At 72.5% G+C, this 16,847-nt stretch carries 16 protein-coding genes; 8 read left to right on the top strand and 8 right to left on the bottom strand.

Features of this window, described 5'->3' with window-relative positions; all coding sequences use genetic code 11:
• Window positions 1–10 precede the first annotated feature (10 nt).
• The 4 genes from AB0M28_RS03405 to AB0M28_RS03420 all read right to left on the bottom strand — a co-directional run bounded on the left by AB0M28_RS03405 (window position 11) and on the right by AB0M28_RS03420 (window position 5,023).
• Entirely contained in the window at window positions 11–1,465 is a 1,455-nt protein-coding gene (locus AB0M28_RS03405; RefSeq protein ID WP_365397093.1) for a basic amino acid/polyamine antiporter, read from the bottom strand.
• Between the two features lie 157 nt (window positions 1,466–1,622).
• A complete protein-coding gene (locus AB0M28_RS03410; protein WP_365396948.1) occupies window positions 1,623–2,834 on the bottom strand; it encodes an amidohydrolase family protein in 1,212 nt (403 codons plus the stop codon).
• A gap of 54 nt (window positions 2,835–2,888) precedes the next feature.
• Entirely contained in the window at window positions 2,889–3,551 is a 663-nt protein-coding gene (locus AB0M28_RS03415; RefSeq protein ID WP_365396951.1) for a GntR family transcriptional regulator, read from the bottom strand.
• Complete coding sequence (locus tag AB0M28_RS03420; RefSeq protein ID WP_365396954.1) at window positions 3,548–5,023, bottom strand: chlorohydrolase family protein; 1,476 nt, start codon at window positions 5,021–5,023, stop codon at window positions 3,548–3,550. Before AB0M28_RS03420 ends, AB0M28_RS03415 begins: the two co-directional genes overlap by 4 nt.
• A gap of 235 nt (window positions 5,024–5,258) precedes the next feature.
• On the opposite strand from AB0M28_RS03420, the gene AB0M28_RS03425 reads away from it, so the two are divergent.
• Window positions 5,259–6,227, top strand: coding sequence for a hypothetical protein (locus AB0M28_RS03425; RefSeq protein WP_365396957.1), 969 nt, complete (start codon window positions 5,259–5,261; stop codon window positions 6,225–6,227).
• Between the two features lie 68 nt (window positions 6,228–6,295).
• Here AB0M28_RS03425 and AB0M28_RS03430 read toward each other — a convergent pair whose 3' ends face one another.
• The 3 genes from AB0M28_RS03430 to AB0M28_RS03440 all read right to left on the bottom strand — a co-directional run bounded on the left by AB0M28_RS03430 (window position 6,296) and on the right by AB0M28_RS03440 (window position 8,327).
• Window positions 6,296–6,661, bottom strand: coding sequence for a nuclear transport factor 2 family protein (locus tag AB0M28_RS03430; protein WP_365396960.1), 366 nt, complete (start codon window positions 6,659–6,661; stop codon window positions 6,296–6,298).
• Between the two features lie 136 nt (window positions 6,662–6,797).
• Window positions 6,798–7,433 (bottom strand): nitroreductase family protein, encoded by a 636-nt coding sequence (locus AB0M28_RS03435; protein WP_365396963.1) that lies wholly within the window; start codon window positions 7,431–7,433, stop codon window positions 6,798–6,800.
• Between the two features lie 111 nt (window positions 7,434–7,544).
• Window positions 7,545–8,327 (bottom strand): hypothetical protein, encoded by a 783-nt coding sequence (locus AB0M28_RS03440; RefSeq protein ID WP_365396966.1) that lies wholly within the window; start codon window positions 8,325–8,327, stop codon window positions 7,545–7,547.
• Window positions 8,328–8,766: 439 nt separating this feature from the next.
• Here AB0M28_RS03440 and AB0M28_RS03445 point away from each other — a divergent pair, with 439 nt between their 5' ends.
• The 7 genes from AB0M28_RS03445 to AB0M28_RS03475 all read left to right on the top strand — a co-directional run bounded on the left by AB0M28_RS03445 (window position 8,767) and on the right by AB0M28_RS03475 (window position 15,040).
• A complete protein-coding gene (locus AB0M28_RS03445) occupies window positions 8,767–9,957 on the top strand; it encodes an ATP-binding protein (protein ID WP_365396969.1) in 1,191 nt (396 codons plus the stop codon).
• Entirely contained in the window at window positions 9,954–10,376 is a 423-nt protein-coding gene (locus AB0M28_RS03450) for a roadblock/LC7 domain-containing protein (RefSeq protein ID WP_365396972.1), read from the top strand. Before AB0M28_RS03445 ends, AB0M28_RS03450 begins: the two co-directional genes overlap by 4 nt.
• Window positions 10,373–10,750, top strand: a complete 378-nt coding sequence (locus AB0M28_RS03455) for a DUF742 domain-containing protein (protein ID WP_365396975.1) — start codon at window positions 10,373–10,375, stop codon at window positions 10,748–10,750. The genes AB0M28_RS03450 and AB0M28_RS03455 overlap by 4 nt, the downstream gene beginning before the upstream one ends.
• A complete protein-coding gene (locus AB0M28_RS03460) occupies window positions 10,725–11,315 on the top strand; it encodes an ATP/GTP-binding protein (RefSeq protein WP_365396977.1) in 591 nt (196 codons plus the stop codon). Before AB0M28_RS03455 ends, AB0M28_RS03460 begins: the two co-directional genes overlap by 26 nt.
• Before the next feature lie 154 nt (window positions 11,316–11,469).
• On the top strand, window positions 11,470–12,882 hold the full coding sequence (locus AB0M28_RS03465) for a cytochrome P450 (protein ID WP_365397096.1): 1,413 nt from the start codon (window positions 11,470–11,472) through the stop codon (window positions 12,880–12,882).
• 107 nt (window positions 12,883–12,989) lie between these two features.
• A complete protein-coding gene (locus AB0M28_RS03470; RefSeq protein ID WP_365396980.1) occupies window positions 12,990–14,255 on the top strand; it encodes a cytochrome P450 in 1,266 nt (421 codons plus the stop codon).
• On the top strand, window positions 14,252–15,040 hold the full coding sequence (locus tag AB0M28_RS03475) for an enoyl-CoA hydratase/isomerase family protein (RefSeq protein WP_365396983.1): 789 nt from the start codon (window positions 14,252–14,254) through the stop codon (window positions 15,038–15,040). The genes AB0M28_RS03470 and AB0M28_RS03475 overlap by 4 nt, the downstream gene beginning before the upstream one ends.
• A gap of 61 nt (window positions 15,041–15,101) precedes the next feature.
• Here AB0M28_RS03475 and AB0M28_RS03480 read toward each other — a convergent pair whose 3' ends face one another.
• Window positions 15,102–16,769, bottom strand: a complete 1,668-nt coding sequence (locus AB0M28_RS03480) for an AMP-binding protein (RefSeq protein ID WP_365396986.1) — start codon at window positions 16,767–16,769, stop codon at window positions 15,102–15,104.
• Window positions 16,770–16,847: the final 78 nt, after the last annotated feature.

The following is a 16,847-nucleotide window of genomic DNA, read 5'->3' on the forward strand; positions in this document are numbered from 1 at the left end:
CCTTTCGGGTTCACAGGTTGATCCAGCCCGCCGCCAGGGCGACGACGCCGACGACCGCGCCGGCCGTCGAGACGGCGAGGACGACGGCCTCACGCGGGGAGAACAGCCGCCGCCCCTGCTCCCGCCGGGCCATGACGAACAGCACCGTGGCGGGCGCGTAGACGATGAAGGACATCAGGACGAACCTCATCCCGGCCGCGTAGACGAGGAACGCCGTGTAGAGGGTCGCGACGACGGCGACCACCAGGTCCCGGCCGCCCGGCCCGGCGCGGCCGGACGTGTTCTGCTCCCGGACGAGCTTCACGGCGTACGCCGCCGCCAGCAGGAACGGGATCAGCGACAGGGCGCTCGTCAGGTCGAGGGCGAAGTTGAACGCGTCGTCGGAGAACATCGTGGCGAACAGCACCAGCTGGACCAGCACCGACGTCATCAGCAGCGCCGGCGCGGGGACGTCGTCGCCGGTGGACCGCCCCAGGAACCGCGGCATGTCGTCGTCCTGGGCCGCCACGTACAGCACCTCGGCCGCCATCAGCGTCCAGGCCAGATAGGCGCCCAGCACGGAGACGATCAGCCCGACGCTGATGAAGACCTGGCCCCAGGTGCCGACCGCGTATTCCAGCACCTCCGCCATCGAGGGCTGGCGCAGCTCGGCGAGCTCGGCCATCGGCATGATGCCGTACGACACGATCGTCACCGACGCGAAGATCGAGAAGACGCAGAGGAAGCCCAGCACGGTCGCGCGGCCCACGTCCTCGCGGCGCCGCGCGTGCCGGGAGTAGACGCTGGCGCCCTCGACGCCCAGGAAGACGAAGACGGTGGCGAGCATGGTGCCGCGGACCTGGTCGAACAGGGAGCCGGCGTAGTCCGCGCCGGCGAAGTTGTCGGCGAAGACGCCGGCGTCGAAGTAGAAGAGCGCCAGGACGATGAAGACCAGGATCGGGACGATCTTGGCCACGGTGACGATCCGGTTGATCGCCGCGGCCTCCTTGACGCCGCGCCGGATGAGCAGGAAGAACGCCCACAGCCCGATCGAGGAGAGCACGAAGGCCAGGAAGGTGTCGCCCTCACCCAGCGCGGGCCAGATCGACCCGATCGTCGACATGATGAGGACCCAGTAGGTCACGTTGCCGACGCAGGCGCTGGCCCAGTAGCCGAAGGCGGAGAAGAAGCCGAGGTACTCGCCGAAGCCGGCCTTGGCGTACGCGTACACACCGGCGTCCAGGTCGGGCCGCCGTACCGCGAGCATCTGGAAGACGAAGGCCAGCATCAGCATGCCCGTGCCGGCCACGGCCCAGGCGATGAGCGCGCCCGCGACGCCGGTCTCCTCGGCGAAGCGCCGGGGCAGCGAGAAGACCCCCGCGCCGACCATGGAGCCGACGACCATCGCCGTCAGGGTCACCAGGTTCAGCTTGGCCGCGTGCTGCTGGCCGGGGGTCTGCTGGGCCGTGCTCCGGGCGTCGCCCATCGTCACCGTCATGGGTTGGAACGGAATGCGTCCGACCCCTACAGCCTCCGGTGATCCCCGCCGCCCGCAACCGCAGGCGGCGGGGACTGGGCCACCCGGCGGGGTGCCTGCCCCGCTCAGACCAGGCGCAGGCCGTCCGAGCGGGGTGCCTGCCCCCTCAGACCAGGCGCAGGCCGTCCGCGACGACCCGGCCCGCGTGCAGGACGGTGCGGTCCGTGCCGCGGTCCATCACGGCGGCGGTGACCGTGTCGCCGGCCACCAGGACCAGGTCGGCGGCGTCCCCGGCGGCCACGCCGGGACGGTCGGCGGTGGACGTCAGCCGCGGCAGCGCCGGGTCGAGGATCGCGGCGCCGCCGCGGGAGGCGACGGCCCAGCAGTGCTCGATCAGCTCGTCGAAGCGGTAGCGGGCGGAGAACGCGAGCTGCCAGGTGCGGTCGAGCATGTCGCCGTTGCCGTACGGCGACCAGAAGTCGCGCTGCCCGTCCTCGCCCAGGCCCACCCGCACCCCGGCGGCCGTGAGGCCGGCCAGCGGCAGCGCGTTGTGCTGCTGGGCGGGCGCGACCGTGGCCATCGAGACGTCCAGCTCGGCGAACTCCTCGGTCAGCCGCCGGGTGGTGGCCTCGTCGACGTTGCCCAGCTCGTACGCGTGGGAGAGGGTGACCTTGCCCTGCATGCCGAGGGCGCGGACGCGCTCCAGGACCAGGTCCGTGCTGAACACCCCGAGGTGGCCGGGCTCGTGCAGATGGATGTCGACGGGCGCCTGGTGGCGTTCGGCGAGGTCGAAGACGATGTCGAGGTGGCGGACCGGGTCGCGGTCCAGGGTGCACGGGTCGATGCCGCCGACGACCGCCGCGCCCGAGGACAGCGCCTGGTCCATCAGCTCCGGGACGCCCTTCTCGCGCAGCAGACCGGCCTGCGGGAAGGCGATGATCTCCACGTCGCACCGGTCGGCGTGCGCCTCCTTGGCGGCGAGGACGCCCTCGAAGCGCTCCAGCCCGCAGTCGGTGTCGATCTGGGCGTAGCTGCGGACTCGGGTGGTGCCGCGCTCGATCATGCGGCCGAGGAGGCTGGTGGCGCGCTCGGCGACCGGCGGGTCCTCGCGCCAGTGCTCGCGGTCGTTCATCACCAGACCCCAGATGCCGGGCCGGCCGGTGTGCGGGCGGAAGGGCAGTCCGACGCGGGTGGAGTCCAGATGGCAGTGCACGTCGGAGAAGGACGGCATGGCGAGCCGGCCCCGGCCGTCCACGACCTCGCCTTCGGCCCCGTCGGCGCGTTGCGGGTCGTGCGGCAGTACGGCGGTGATCTGCCCGTCCCGGATCTCGATGTCGCTGGCCTCACGGCCCCAGGGACGGACGTTCACGATCAGCATGGGGTGACTCTCCTTGCGGTCGGTGGATGAAGGGGGTCCGGGGGCCGGCGGCCCTCAGTCGGCGGGCAGCACGTCCGCGAGGATCGCCAGGGACGGCTCGCGGCCGGTCTCGACGTGCGTGTACGCGAGGGCGGCCGCGAGGTCCGGCTTCCCGGCCTCGATCGCGGCGCAGATCTCCTGGTGCTCGGCGCACTGCACGCGCGGGTCGCGGTCCCCGGTGAGCGTGAACACCCACTGCACCAGGCCCAGGGAGGGCTGCAGGGTGGTCCGCAGCAGCCGGTTGCCGGTCATCGCGACGATCTCGGCGTGCAGCGCGGTGTTGGCGGCGGGGATCCGCGTCGCGTCGCCGCGGCGGGTGGCGTCCTCGGCGCGCAGCATGCGGCGGCGGAGCTCCTTCGTACTCCCGCCGGCGGCGCTGACCTCGGCGGCCCGCCGGGTGGCGAAGACCTCCAGGCTCAGCCGCAGGTCGAACAGCTCGTCCACGTCCCGCAGGGTGAGCCGGCGGACGCTCGCGCCGCGCCGCGGGGAGAGCTCCACCAGCCCGTCGGAGGCCAGCCGCGTCAGGGCCTCGCGGACCGGGATACGGGAGAAGCCGAGCGCCTCGGAGAGCTCCCGCTCGCGCAGCCGCGAGCCGGGCGGGTGCGCACCGGAGAGGATCGCGGCGCGCAGCGTCTGCTCCGCGCGGTCCACATGGGAGGGTTCGCTGTCCTGGGTCACCGGGGGGTCTCCTCGAAAGGCGGGAAGGTCGGCGGGAACAGCTCGTCGGCGCCGCGGCCCTGCACGTCGCGTTCGCCGTAAGCCGTCCGCATCTTCCCGAACAGCGCCTGCGCCCGGCGTCGTAGCGCGTCCGTGTCGACGCCCGGGATCCGCCCGTCGACGAGCACCCGCCGCCCGGCGACGACGGAGTGGGCGGCCTGCCGGGCGGTGCCGTTGAGGAGGAGGGTGCGCACCGGGTCGTCGAGGACGCCGTCGCGGAGGTCGTCCAGGCGGAAGGCCACCAGGTCCGCCTGCGCCCCCGGCTCGATCCGGCCCAGGTCGGTGCGGCCCAGGGCGCGGGCGCCGCCGAGCGTGGCGGCCTCGACGTACGCCTCGGCGGGGGCGGCGTCCGCGCTGCCGTCGACGACCTTGGCCAGGTGGACGCCCATGTCCATGCCGCGTATCAGGTCGGGCGGGAAGGAGTCGGTGCCGAGTGCCAGATTGATCCCGGCGCGGCGGTAGCGGCCGAAGGAGTGCAGCACGTCGCCGTAGCGCAGCGAGGTCTGCGGGCAGTGCACCACCGACACCCCGGCCCTCGCGAGGACGGCCAGGTCGCCCCGGTCCTCGCCGTGCACCCCGGGGTGTACGTCGAGCACGATGCCGTGCGGCACGACGAGCCGGGTGCCGAGCAGGCCGGTGCGCGCCAGCAGCTCCAGGGGCGTGCAGCCGTGCGCCTCACGCACCAGTTGGCGCTCCAGGGTGCCCTGCAGGCAGTGCAGCCGCACGGGTACGTCGCGGCGCAGCGCCAGGGCGGCGGTCGCCTGCATCAGGTCGGGGGTGAGCGTCTCGATCCGGCAGGGCAGCAGGGCGCCGTTGACCAGCGGATCGCCGAGCGCGCAGGCGTACTCCAGGAACCGCTCGGCGTCCCGCAGCCCCGCCCGCCCGCGCTCCTCGTCGAAGGCGACGCCGCGCCGGCCGTCGGCGTGGACGACGTTGACACCGGAGCGGTAGCTGGGGCCGAGGTAGCCGCGCAGGCCGAGCCGCCGCGAGACGTCGGCCATGGCGCGCAGGTCGTCGTACGTCTCGGCCCAGGCGCTGTGCACCTCGGACGCGATCGGCATGTACGTGGTGATGCCGTGCAGGGCGAGCTGGGTGAGCGCGTACTCGCGGACGAACGCGCGCTCCTCGGCGGTGAACACGTCGCGGCTGCGGTCGAAGTAGTCCCGCGACCACTGCAGCCCGGGGCCGTGCTCGGGCGACGCCCAGGAGTCGAGGACCAGATGGTCGATGTCGGTGAGGGCGTCGAGGTCGATGAGCCCCGGCAGCACGAGCGCCTCGCCGAGGTCCCGGTCGACGTCGACGGGCGGTCCGTCGTAACGCGGCCCGACGTGGACGAGGGTGTCGTCCTCCCACACCACCTCGCCGTCCCGCAGCAGGACATGCCCGCCGTTCTGGTACGCGAGGACGTGAGCGGCCCGCCATCGGGTGCGCATGAGGGGGCCTCCGGGCAGGTCGGCAGGTCGGGGTGCGTCGCCCGGACTCTAGCATTTGGCATACCAAATGAATCCAGGGGCCGGTGCGGGTGCCGCTCCAGCAGGGAGTTGTCCGATACGGGCGCATCCTCCCCTCTCGACGGTATACCGAATGGCCCGCCGCGATCTGGAACGTCCGGACGGATATCAGCGTCTCCCGTGGGGGCGGCGTCCAGGTGCGGTGAGGGGGGCTCGGATGGGGGCGGAGAGCGCGGCACAGGACGTACCGCCCGCCCGGGGGACGGTCCGGCTGCCGGGGCCGACGCCCGGTGCCGCGGCCCGGGCGCGGACGGCGGGGCTGGGGCCGTTCCTCCGCACGCTGGAGGTGTCCCATGAGGGGGACCCGCCGCTGGCCGGCGCGCGTCCTGAGGCCGAGCCCATGGCCCGGCGTGAGCGCGCCGCGCTGACGGTGCGGGTGGTCGCCCTGGCAGCGTGTGGGCTCGCTGCCCTGACCGGCCCGAACTTCCTCTGGTCCGTCACGGGTCACGGCGCGTATCTGCTGCTCTATCCGGCGGAGGTCGTGGGATTCCTGTCCTGGGTCGCCGGCCGGAAGCCGCCTCCGCCGCGCCCCGAGACGTATCTCCACCTCTACCGCGACGGCCTCAGCCTGCCGTGGGCGGACGGCTCCCTCGCCGTGCCGTGGGACGAGATCGTCTCGGACTACGAGGACATCGACCGGATCGAGGACAGTGCCTACCACTACCGCATCCGGCATCGACTCATCATGCGCGGGGGACGGGTGATCCGCCTGGAAGGCATCGCCGCGAAGTCGGGACACGGCGCACCCTCGCTGCATGGCGACGTGTGCGCGCTGACGCGCGTGCTCCGGTCGCGCGCCCTGGACCGCGTCCGGCTGGCGCTCGACATCGTGCTTCCGGCGGGCGGGACGCTTCGCTTCGGGCCGGTCAGCGTCGCATCGGACGGGCTGACCCTGTCTCCGTTCGCCTTCAAACGGGGCCGGGGCCAGCCCCCTTGGCATCCCGGCGGACACATCCCCTGGGAGGACCTGCGCAGCGTCAAGCTGGTCGGCCCCGGCGCGCTGCGGATCCGCACGGCGAGGGCGACGGCGTGGCTGGCGACCCGGGACGTACCGGAACTGGCCGCGCTGTGGGAGCTGCTGCGCGACCGGTCCCCCAAGTCACGTGACTCGCGGCCGAGTCTGTAGCGGCCGACGCGAGCAGCTGTACGCCCGCGTCGGCCGGGATCGGGTGGTCGCGGTGAAACAGGCGACCGTCAGGCCGCCGGCACGCGGTCCAGGAAGCCGAGCACGGTGCGGATGCGGCCGTCTCCGGCCAGGGTGATGACATCCGAACCGGCCACGGGGGCCGACCCGTCCGGCGCCACGAGCTCCCAGCTGAAGCGCGCGGTGTCGTGGTGGCCGTCCACGGTGCCGAGCGGCCGGAAGACGAAGCCGGGGAACTGCTCCTGCGCCGCGGCGATCACCGCGGCCAGGGCCTCGTGCCCGCTGACGTCCGCCAGCGGATCGGTGTAGCTGCCGTCGTCGGTCCAGGCGGCCGCGACGGCCTTGGCGCGGGCCTCGCCGTCGGTGGCGTTCCAGGCGTCGAAGTAGCGGGCGACGGCGTCGTCGTACGAAGGCATGGCGGAACTCCTCGTTACGGGGAAACAGCTGGTGGAACACGGTCCCCGGCCGGAGTGCGCCGGTCCGGGAACCGATGTCCCCCACCTTGCCGGGAGCGCCGCCGGGCGTCGATTACCGCTCAGGTAATGCGCGCCCTCACCACCGGTCGTAGTGCAGCACGTCCGTCAGCGGCTCCCGCTTCGCGGGCTTGAAGTCCGTCCCCGTGTAGTACGCCGTGGGGATCAGGGCCGCCTGGAAGACGTCGGACGGCAGGCCGAGGATCTCGGCGACCTCGTCCTCGTACGTCAGATGCAGCGTGGTCCACGCCGTGCCGAGGCCCCGGGAGCGGGCCGCGAGCATGTAGCTCCACGCGGCGGGCAGCAGCGAACCCCACAGGCCGCCCTGGTTGCCCTGGGGCAGCCGGCCGGACGCCACCCGCAGACAGGGGATGACCAGCGCCGGCACCTCGCCCATCCGGTCGGCGAGGTAGGCCACGCTGTCGTGCACGCGCTGCTGGACGGCGCTGCGGCGCGGATCGTCCGCGAAGAGCTTGCCGGCCGCCCCCTCGGACTCGAGATAGGTGTCGCACGCCCGCTTGTACACCGCCCCGACCGCCGCCCGCTGCTCGGGATCGGTGACCACCAGCCACTGCCAGGACTGCCGGTTGGACCCGCTGGGCGCCTGCAGGGCGATCGTCAGGCACTCCTCGATCAGCTCGCGCGGCACGGGCCGCGTCAGATCGAGGCGCTTGCGGACGCTGCGGGTGGTCGTGAGCAGCTCGTCGGGGGTCATACGGCGCACCTTCCAGCGGTTTTCGGGACCCGCAGCCTAACCAGCCCCCGGCGCCCACCGCGTCAGCCTCGCCCGGGGGTCACACGGGCGTACGACAGTCGCGGACACCGGTCAGCCGATCGTCGCCGCCGGCGGCACCCGCTCGGCGGCGATCCGGAAGACCGCCACGTAGTACTCGGCGGCGGCACAGCGCGCGCCCTCGCCGCCGACGGGCTCCGCCGACATCCGCTCCTCGGTGATCCGCAGGACGGCGCCGGTGGCCCGGCAGCCGGTGAGGACGAAGGCGAAGCGCCGGTCGCCGGACCGCGCGCCGGACCCGTCGTCAAGACCGGCGCCCGGGACCGCGTCCCGGAAGGCCCGCAGCTGGTCCGGCTGCGTGACCTCCGCCGCGCGGGGGCGTACCGGCCGCGGGAGCGTCTCGAAGGCGGCCTGTTCCGCCGGACCCGGCGGTCCGGGCGGCCGCCCGCCGACGTACACGTCGAGCGGCACCCGGGAGCGGGGGACGGCGAAGACCGCCACGGTGGTGTACGGCGCCTCGCAGTTCATGGTGCTGGTGGAGTCCCGCAGCCGGGTGGAGTACCCGGTGCCGGGCGCGTGAGTGAGGTCCGCCGAGCGGCCCCGCGCACAGGCGGTGCCCCAGACGAACGCCACCAGCGCCTCGCGCCCGAAGTCGACCCCGGCGAGCTCGCGTCCGAGGTCGCGGCGCGGCGCCCAGCCGGCGAAGGCGGTCGCGTCCGCGGGCGAACGCAGCACGGTCTGCACCTCGGCGCGCAGATCGGTGACGATCTCGAAGTGCACGAGCCGGGCGTCCACGCGCCGGTCCCGCCCGCCGCCGTCCGGCCCCCCGTCCGAGGAGCGCGCCCAGACCACGGCACCGGCTGCCACGCAGGCCACCGCCACCAGGATGACCAGCCCGCGTACCCCGTGTCGACGCACGGCTGTTGGACGCGTCGGACGGCCGGCCGGTTCCCGCACCCCCGCCTTCTCCCCGTCCCCCGGAGGGCGTAGGCTCTGCCGCGGCTCGGCGCAACGTGACCCCCATCAGTCACCCGAGCCGCTCGTATCACCCCATCCGACACACCCGTCGCACACATTTCACCAACTCGACTTCCCCGAGGGGTCGTTGAAACGCGGTGCGCTGCTAAGATCACCACACTTTTCCAGTGGGCTGGCAGCGCGTCGTACGCGCGTGCGGGGGTCAGTCTCCAGGGCCCCATCGCAAGGGAGCGGCGGTAGGTCCGCCGGCACGGCGAGCGACCGGCCATGGTCCGCGCTCGCCCGGACCGGCGAACCGATCGGCCGGTCCTGGGCGATGCGACGCGAAGAGAGTCTCATGACGTCATTGATCACCGATCCACTGTTGTGGATTCTGCTGGGTGTCGTTGTCCTCGCCTGTCTGGCGGTGATGCGCGCCCGGACCACCAACATCGCGCTCCGTACCCGGATCGACCACCTCACGGACGGCGCCCGGCAGCAGCACGCGGACCAGGAGCGGCTGTTCGCCGAGAACGCCGGACTGCGCGGCCTGCGCGACGAGGAACTGGCGCAGGTGCGCGGCGACGCGGCCGAGGGCACCAAGAACGTGCTGCGGTCCGCGATGCGGACCCTGCAGAGCCTCGCCCAGCAGCAGCAGGTCGTCATCAGCCGGCTGCAGAAGAAGTACGGCGAGGACTCCGAGATCCTCAGCGACCTGATGCAGGTCGACCACACCAACAGCCAGTTCAGCCGGCGCGCCCAGGGCATCGCCGTCCTGTGCGGCGGCTGGCTCGGCCGGCACGAGAGCGCGGTGACCGTCTTCGACGTGGCTCGCAGCGCCCAGGGCCGGATCCGCCAGTTCGACCGGGTGCGGATCAACTCGGACCAGAACGTGTGGGTGGTGAGCCGGGCCGTCGAGCCGGTCGCCGTCGCCCTCGCCGAGCTGCTGGCCAACGCCACCAACTCCTCCGCCCACGACAAGCCCGTCGAGGTCGGCATCCAGTCCGCACCCGCGGGCGTCTGCCTCATCGTCGACGACTTCGGCGTCGGCATGAGCCAGGAGGAGAAGGACCGCGCCAAGGCGCTGCTCTCGCCGTCCGGCCCGATCGAGATCACCAGCCTCGGCGACCCGCCGAAGTTCGGCTTCGCGGTGGCCGGGCAGCTCGCGCACCGCTTCGGCTTCAGCATCTCCGTCGATTCCATGTCCCCCTACGGCGGTGTCCGGGCGGTGATCCTCCTGCCGCGCGATCTCCTCACCACCGAGGCACCCGAACCGGTCGCGGAGGCAGTCGTGGAAGAACCGCATGCCGCGCCGCAGAAGATCAACGGCCCGCTCTCGAAGGGGCCGGTCGGCACCACGCGGGGCGGCCTGCCCAAGCGCCGGCGGATCTCCGTGGCCGTGGCGCCGGAGGCCGACGACACGGCGGACGACGGGACGGACGAGTCACCTCGTACCGCTGAGACCACCGCCGCGCAGCTGGGCGCGTTCCGACGGGGATCGCTGCTCGGGCGGGAATTGACGATCATGGAAGGATCCCAGGACCAGTGAATCCCGATCTTTCGTGGGTGCTGGACGATGTGCTGCAGGTGCGCGGCGCCCGGCACGCGATACTCGTCTCGGCCGACGGCCTGCTGCTGGAACGCGCCAGCGCCCAGAGCCCCGACGTCGCCGAACTCGGCCGGGACGACGCGGAGACACACGCCGCCGCCATGAGCTCGATGCAGTCGCTGAGCCGGGCGGTGGCGCCGTTCGTGAGCGCCGGCCAGGGCCAGTGGAAGCAGACGCTGATCGAGTACGACGGCGGCTGGATCTTCCTCATAGCCGCCGGCCGGGGGGCGTATCTGGCCGCGTCGACCGCGCTGGACGTCGACATGGAGGCGATGAGCTTCAGCATGCAGCGCCAGGTGGCCGCCCTCGGCAAGGCGATGACGACACCGCCGCGGCAGAACGCCGGTAGCGGCGCATGATCACACCCGGCGACGAAGAAGAGCAGCCGACCGCCGACTTCGTACGCTCCTACGTCATCGCCGGCGGCCATCACGTACCACCCGCGGACGAGCTGTCCCTGCATACGCTGATCACCCTCGCTCCCGACGCCGAGCTGCCCCGGTCCGCCAGCCCGGAGGTGCGCGCGATCTGGGAGCTGTGCGGTGGCGGCTATCTGTCCGTAGCGGAGGTGGCCGGCCATCTGGGCCTGCCCGTCGGCGTGGTCCGCGTACTGCTCAGCAGCCTGCTGGAGAACCGGCAGCTGCTGCGGCGCGGCGCGCCCGCCAAGGCCGAGGCCGTCGACAGAGAACTCATCAAGGAGGTGCTGCATGGGCTTCAGACCCGCTTCGGGTGAGAACGTCTATCTGCCGGACGCGGTCACCACCTCGGCGAAGATCCTCGTGGTGGGGCACTTCGCCGTGGGCAAGACGACGTTCATCGGCTCGCTCTCGGAGATCGCCCCGCTGCGGACCGAGGAGCGGATGACCCAGGCGTCGTTGCACGTCGACGATCTGCGCGGCGCGCCCGACAAGGTGACGACGACGGTCGCCCTGGACTTCGGCCGCCTCACCCTCAACGAGGAGCTGGTGCTCTACCTGTTCGGCACGCCCGGGCAGCAGCGCTTCATGCAGCTGTGGGAGGACATGGCGCGCGGCGCACTCGGCGCGCTGCTGCTGGTCGACCCGGCGCGGCTGGCGGAGTCCTTCCCCGTGATCGACCTGGTCGAGAAGTACGGGCTGGACTACGCGATCGCGGTCAACAGCTTCGCCACGGACGAGCGGTACGGCGAGGACGAGATCCGCGAGGCGCTCGACCTGCACGAGGACACCCCGGTCGTGTACTGCGACGCGCGCGACCAGACCTCCTCGGCCAAGGCCCTGATCGCGCTCGCCCGCCATCTGGTCACGCGGGCCGCCTGAGCGGCGCCCGTCACCCCGACACGGCGCCTATCCCCTGACGAGGCGCCCCCGACAACCAGACTCCCCGGGCGAGCGAGACACCCGGGACACGAAGGACTCCCCTATGGACTCTCACCAGGCCGGCACCGCGCCGGCCGAGCCGGCAAGATGCCCCATGCACACCGCGGAGTTCGCCGCGGACCCGCAGCGGATATACAGCCGGCTGCGCGAGCACGGTCCGGCGGCCCCCGTCGAGCTCGCCCCCGGTGTGGACGCCACCCTCGTCGTCGGGCACGAGACGGCGCTGGCGGTGCTGCGCAACACCGAGCTGTTCTCCCGTGACTCCTCCACGCACTGGGCCGCGCTGCTCGAGGGCCGCGTCCCGCTGGACACCCCGGTGCTGCCGATGATGGCCGCCCGCCCCGGCAACTGCATGTTCTCCGACGGCGCCGCGCATCTGCGGCTGCGCAAGGCCGTCGCGGACAGCCTGAACCGGGTCAGCACCAGCCGGCTGCGCCGCGACGCCGAGGTGATCGCCGACTATCTGATCGACCAGTTCAGCCCGCGCGGCACGGCGGACCTGCTCAACGACTACGCCCGGCTCCTCGCCCTGCTGCTGTTCAACAAGCTGTTCGGCTGCCCGGCGGACATCGGCGACCGGCTGGCCTCGTCGATGGCGGCCATCTTCGACGGCGAGGACGCGCTGCAGGCCGACAAGGAGCTGACCGCGGCGCTGCTGGAGCTGATCGCCCTCAAGCGGCGGCAGCCCGGCGACGACATGGCGACCTGGCTGATCCAGCACGAGTCCGGGCTGACCGACGCCGAGGTCACCGACTCGCTCGTGCTGCTGATGGGCGCGGGCGTGGAGCCCGCCCGCAACCTGATCGGCAACGCCCTCCTCCTGCTGCTGTCCGACGACGCGAACGCGAGCGGTACGGGCATGCTGATCGAGGAGGCGCTGGACGAGGTCCTCTGGAAGAACCCGCCGATCGCCAACTACGCGACGCACTACCCGCTGCAGGACATCGACCTGGGCGGCGTGCCGGTCGACGCGCGGACCCCGGTGCTGATCAGCTTCGCCGCGGCCAACAGCGACCCGGCGTTTACCCGGTCCGCGGAGGCGCGCGGTTCGGGCGCCCATCTGGCCTGGGGCGCGGGCCCGCACACGTGCCCGGCCAAGGACCCGGCGCGGGTGATGGCCGTCACCGCGATCGAGAAGATCCTCAAGGAGCTCCCCGACATCACGCTCGCGGTGCCCAAGCAGAACCTGCGCTGGCGCCCCGGGCCCTTCCACCGGGCGCTGTCCGAGCTGCCGGTGCGCTTCACGCGGACGCCCGCCCACCGGGTGGCCGCGGCGATGCCCGCGGCGGCGCCGGCTCCGGCCGCCGGGCCGGCCCCGGTACCGGCGCAGCCGGCGCCCGGTCAGTACGGTCCCGGTCAGTACGGTCCGGCACAGCCCGGTCCCGTACCGCACGGTTCCGTGCAGCCCGGCTCCGTACAGTCCGCACCCGGACAGCCGGCTGCCGGGGCCAAGCCCAAGGCGAAGAGGGGTTTTTGGAGCTCGATCGCCGATATCTTCCGGGTTTGACCGTTTGGCATGTGACAGGAGCAACAAGCGTCCGTGCATGACTCGGGGGTGAGGACGGGTATGTTCCGCGGGTCCCGGTAACGCCTTGACCCAAGGAGCTACTCTCCGTGACCGCAACCGACGACATAAGCGGCAGAACCGTAGACCGTCGTTCCGTCATATCCGTCCTGCGGCGACTGCACTCGCCGGAAGGGCAGTTCGACCCGTTTCCCCTCTACGAGGAACTGCGCGGCATGGGTGACGTCGTACCCGCCCCCTGGGGCGGGTACCTCGTCACGGGATACGACGCTTGCAGTCAGATACTGCGGGACACCGGCACCTGGCTCGTACCGGACATCCCCTGGCAGGACAGGCAGCCCGACCCGGAGCGCTGGCAGTCGCCGGCGACCCGGGAGATGAGCAGAACCCTCTCCCGGCTGAACGGCGACGCCCACACCGCCGAACGCCGCAGCGTCGGGAACCCCTTCGACCGGCGCACACTCGGCGCCATGCTGGCGCGCATCGACGGCCATGTCGCCGACATCCTCGACGACCTCGACTCGCAGCTGCGCCGCAACGGCACCGCCGACTTCGTCACGGCCGTCAGCGAGCAGCTCCCTGTACGCGTCTCCGGGGACTGGCTCGGGATACCGGCGAAGGACCGCGAGTACCTCGTGGACCTGACCCACCGCCAGGCGCACGCCACCGAACTCCTGCCCACGAAGCGCGAGCTGGCGGTGTCCGCCGACGCCACCCTCGAACTGCGCGCCTACTTCACCGACCTGATCCGGCGGCGCCGCGCCCGTCCGGGCGACGACGTCGTCACCAAGCTCATCGCCTACTGGGCCGCCCAGTACCCCGACGACCGGACGAGCGCCGACGAACACGTCTACATCCTCACCATGTTCCTCACCGTCGCCTCCCTGGAGACCACGCAGACCCTGCTGTCCGTACTCCTGCGGCATCTGACCGAGGAGCCCTCCCGCTGGGTCTGGCTGCGCGCGCACCCCGAGCACATCGACGACGCCGTCGAGGAGGCCCTGCGCTTCGATCCGGCCATCCACATCAACAGCCGCTACGCCGCCGAGGACACCGTGCTGTGCGGCGTGCCGATCGCGCGGGACACCGTCATCCACGGACTCTTCGCGGCGGCCAACCACGATCCGCGGGTCAACGCCGACCCGGACCGGTTCGACATCGTCCGCAAGGGCAGCCATCTGACCTTCGGCAGCGGTGCCCACTACTGCATGGGCGCCCCGCTGGCCCGGCTGGAGGCCCGGTCCCTGCTGGCCCAGCTGCTGGGCCGCTTCCCGGGTCTGCGCCAGGTCGCCCCTCCCACCTACGCGCGTCGCATGGTCTTCCGCCGTATGACGTCCCTGGAGCTGACCGCATGATCCCCCACCGGCTCGCGACGGCGGCCTGGACGTACCACAAGACCCTGCGCACCGCCCTCGACGACCGGGTCCTGCACATCGAGCTGCACAAGCCCGACGAGGGCAACGCGGTGACGGACAGGATGCTGGACGAGCTGCTCGCGGTCCTCGACGACCGCGATCCGGCCGTCCGGGCCATCGTCCTGTCCGGCGCCGGGGAGGACTTCTGCCTCGGCGGCGACCGCACCGAGTTCGACGAGTACCTCGCCCAGGACCCCACCGGCGGCGGAGTGCGGGCCTCGGGCACCCGGGCCCGCCGCGTCTGCGAGGCCCTCACCGCCAGCCCCGCGGTCACCATCGCCAAGGTCCACGGCAAGGCCATCGGCGCCGGCGTCGCCCTGGCCCTGGCCTGCGACCTGCGCGTCGGCGCCCAGAGCGCGACGTTCCGCCTCCCGGAGCTGGCGCTCGGCCTGCCGACCGCGTGGGGCGGGCTCCTCCCCCGGCTGCTGAACGAGGTGGGCGCCGCCCGGGTCCGGGAGATCGTCCTGACGGGCCGGTCGTTCGACGCCTACGAAGCCCAGTCGATGTCCGTCCTGCAGAAAGTCGTCCCCGAGCACCACCTCGACGACGCGGTCGACGCCTGGGTCCGCCCCGTGCTGCGCCGACCGGAGGGCGCGCTGCGCGTCACCAAGGCCCTGTTCAACGCCTACACGGCGGCGACCCACCTGGCCGACGCCCGGGTCCTGGAACCCGAACTGGTGGCGGCGGTCGTCTCCGCGACGCGCTACGGACAGCAGGACCGCTGAGCCGACGGCACCGGCCCGGGGACGCGGTGGCGCCCCCGGTCCCGGCCCGCCCCCGGACACCTCAGACGTAGTCCTCCTCGCGGTACTCCGCCGCCGACCCGGCGGCCGTCGCCTCGCGGAGCTGGACGCGGCGGATCTTGCCCGAGACCGTCTTCGGCAGGTCCGCGAACTCCAGCCGGCGGACGCGCTTGTACGGGGCGAGGGTGGCCCGGGAGTGGGCGAACAGGGCCTTGGCCGTGTCCGGTCCGGGCTCCCAGCCGGCCGCCAGCACGACGTACGCCTTCGGCACCGCGAGCCGCAGCGGGTCCGGCGCCGGCACGACGGCGGCCTCGGCGACCGCCTCGTGCTCCAGCAGGGCGCTCTCCAGCTCGAACGGGCTGATCTTGTAGTCGCTGGCCTTGAAGACATCGTCCGCCCGGCCGATGTACGTGATGTAGCCGTCCCCGTCCCGCGAGCCGATGTCGCCCGTGCGGTAGTAGCCGTCCGCCATGGCCTCCGCGGTGCGCTCCTCGTCGCCGTGGTAGCCCGTCATCAGGCCCACCGGGCGGCTGTCGCCCAGGACCAGGCAGATCTCGCCCTCGTCGCCGGCGACACCCGTCACCGGGTCGAGGAGGGCGATCTCGTAGCCGGGGGTGGGGCGGCCCATCGAGCCGGGCTTGAGGGGCTGGCCGGGGGTGTTGGCGATCTGGACCGCCGTCTCCGTCTGGCCGAAGCCGTCGCGGATCGTCAGCCCCCAGTCGCGCCGTACCGCCTCGATGACCTCGGGGTTCAGCGGCTCGCCCGCCGCGACCGCCTCGCGCGGCGGAGTGGCCAGGGCCTTCAGATCGGACTGGATCAGCATCCGCCAGACCGTGGGCGGGGCGCAGAAGGTCGTCACGCCGCCCTCGTCCATGGCCGCCATCAGCTTGCCCGCGTCGAAGCGCGTGTAGTTGTAGATGAAGACGGTCGCCTCCGCGTTCCACGGGGCGAAGAGGTTGGACCAGGCGTGCTTGGCCCAGCCGGGCGAGGAGATGTTGAGGTGCACGTCGCCGGGGCGCAGGCCGATCCAGTACATGGTGGCGAGATGGCCGACCGGGTACGAGGTGTGCGTGTGCTCCACCAGCTTCGGCTGCGCCGTGGTGCCCGAGGTGAAGTACAGCAGCAGGGTGTCGTCGGCGCCGGTCGGGCCGTCCGGCTCGAAGGCCGCGGGGGCGGCGTAGGCGTCGTCGTACGCGTGCCAGCCCTCGCCGCCGCCGTCCACCACGATCCGGGTGTAGTCGCCGGGCACGTCGTCGAACTTGGCGGTGTCCTCCGGCCGGACGATCACATGGCGGGCGCCGCCGCGCTCGATGCGGTCGCGCAGGTCGGCGGGGCCCAGCAGCGGGGTGGCGGGGATCATCACGGCGCGCAGCTTCATGGCGGCGAGGGCCGTCTCCCACAGCTCCAGCTGGTTGCCGAGCATGACGACGATCCGGTCGCCGGCGCCGACCCCGCGGTCCCGCAGCCAGTTCGCGACGCGGTTGGAGCGCTCGGACAGCTCGGCGAAGGAGAAGCGGGTGGCCAGGCCGCTCTCCTCGACGATGTGCAGCGCCGTGCGGTCGTTGCCCTCGGCGATCCGGTCGAACCAGTCCAGCGCCCAGTTGAAGCGCTCCGGCCGCGGCCAGGTGAAGCCCGCACGGGCGGCCTCGTAGTCCGTCCCGCGGGCGAGCAGGAAGTCCCGGGCGGCGCGGAACTCGTCGGTTGCGGTCACGTGTCCTCCTCATGGCACGGGCGTGTCGTTAGCATCGTGGTCCCGGGCCTGTCAGGCGACTACCCCCGTACGGGGGTG

Origin of the sequence: Streptomyces sp. NPDC051940, from assembly GCF_040680895.1 — a bacterium.
In the GTDB taxonomy this organism is placed as follows: Bacteria; Actinomycetota; Actinomycetes; order Streptomycetales; family Streptomycetaceae; genus Streptomyces.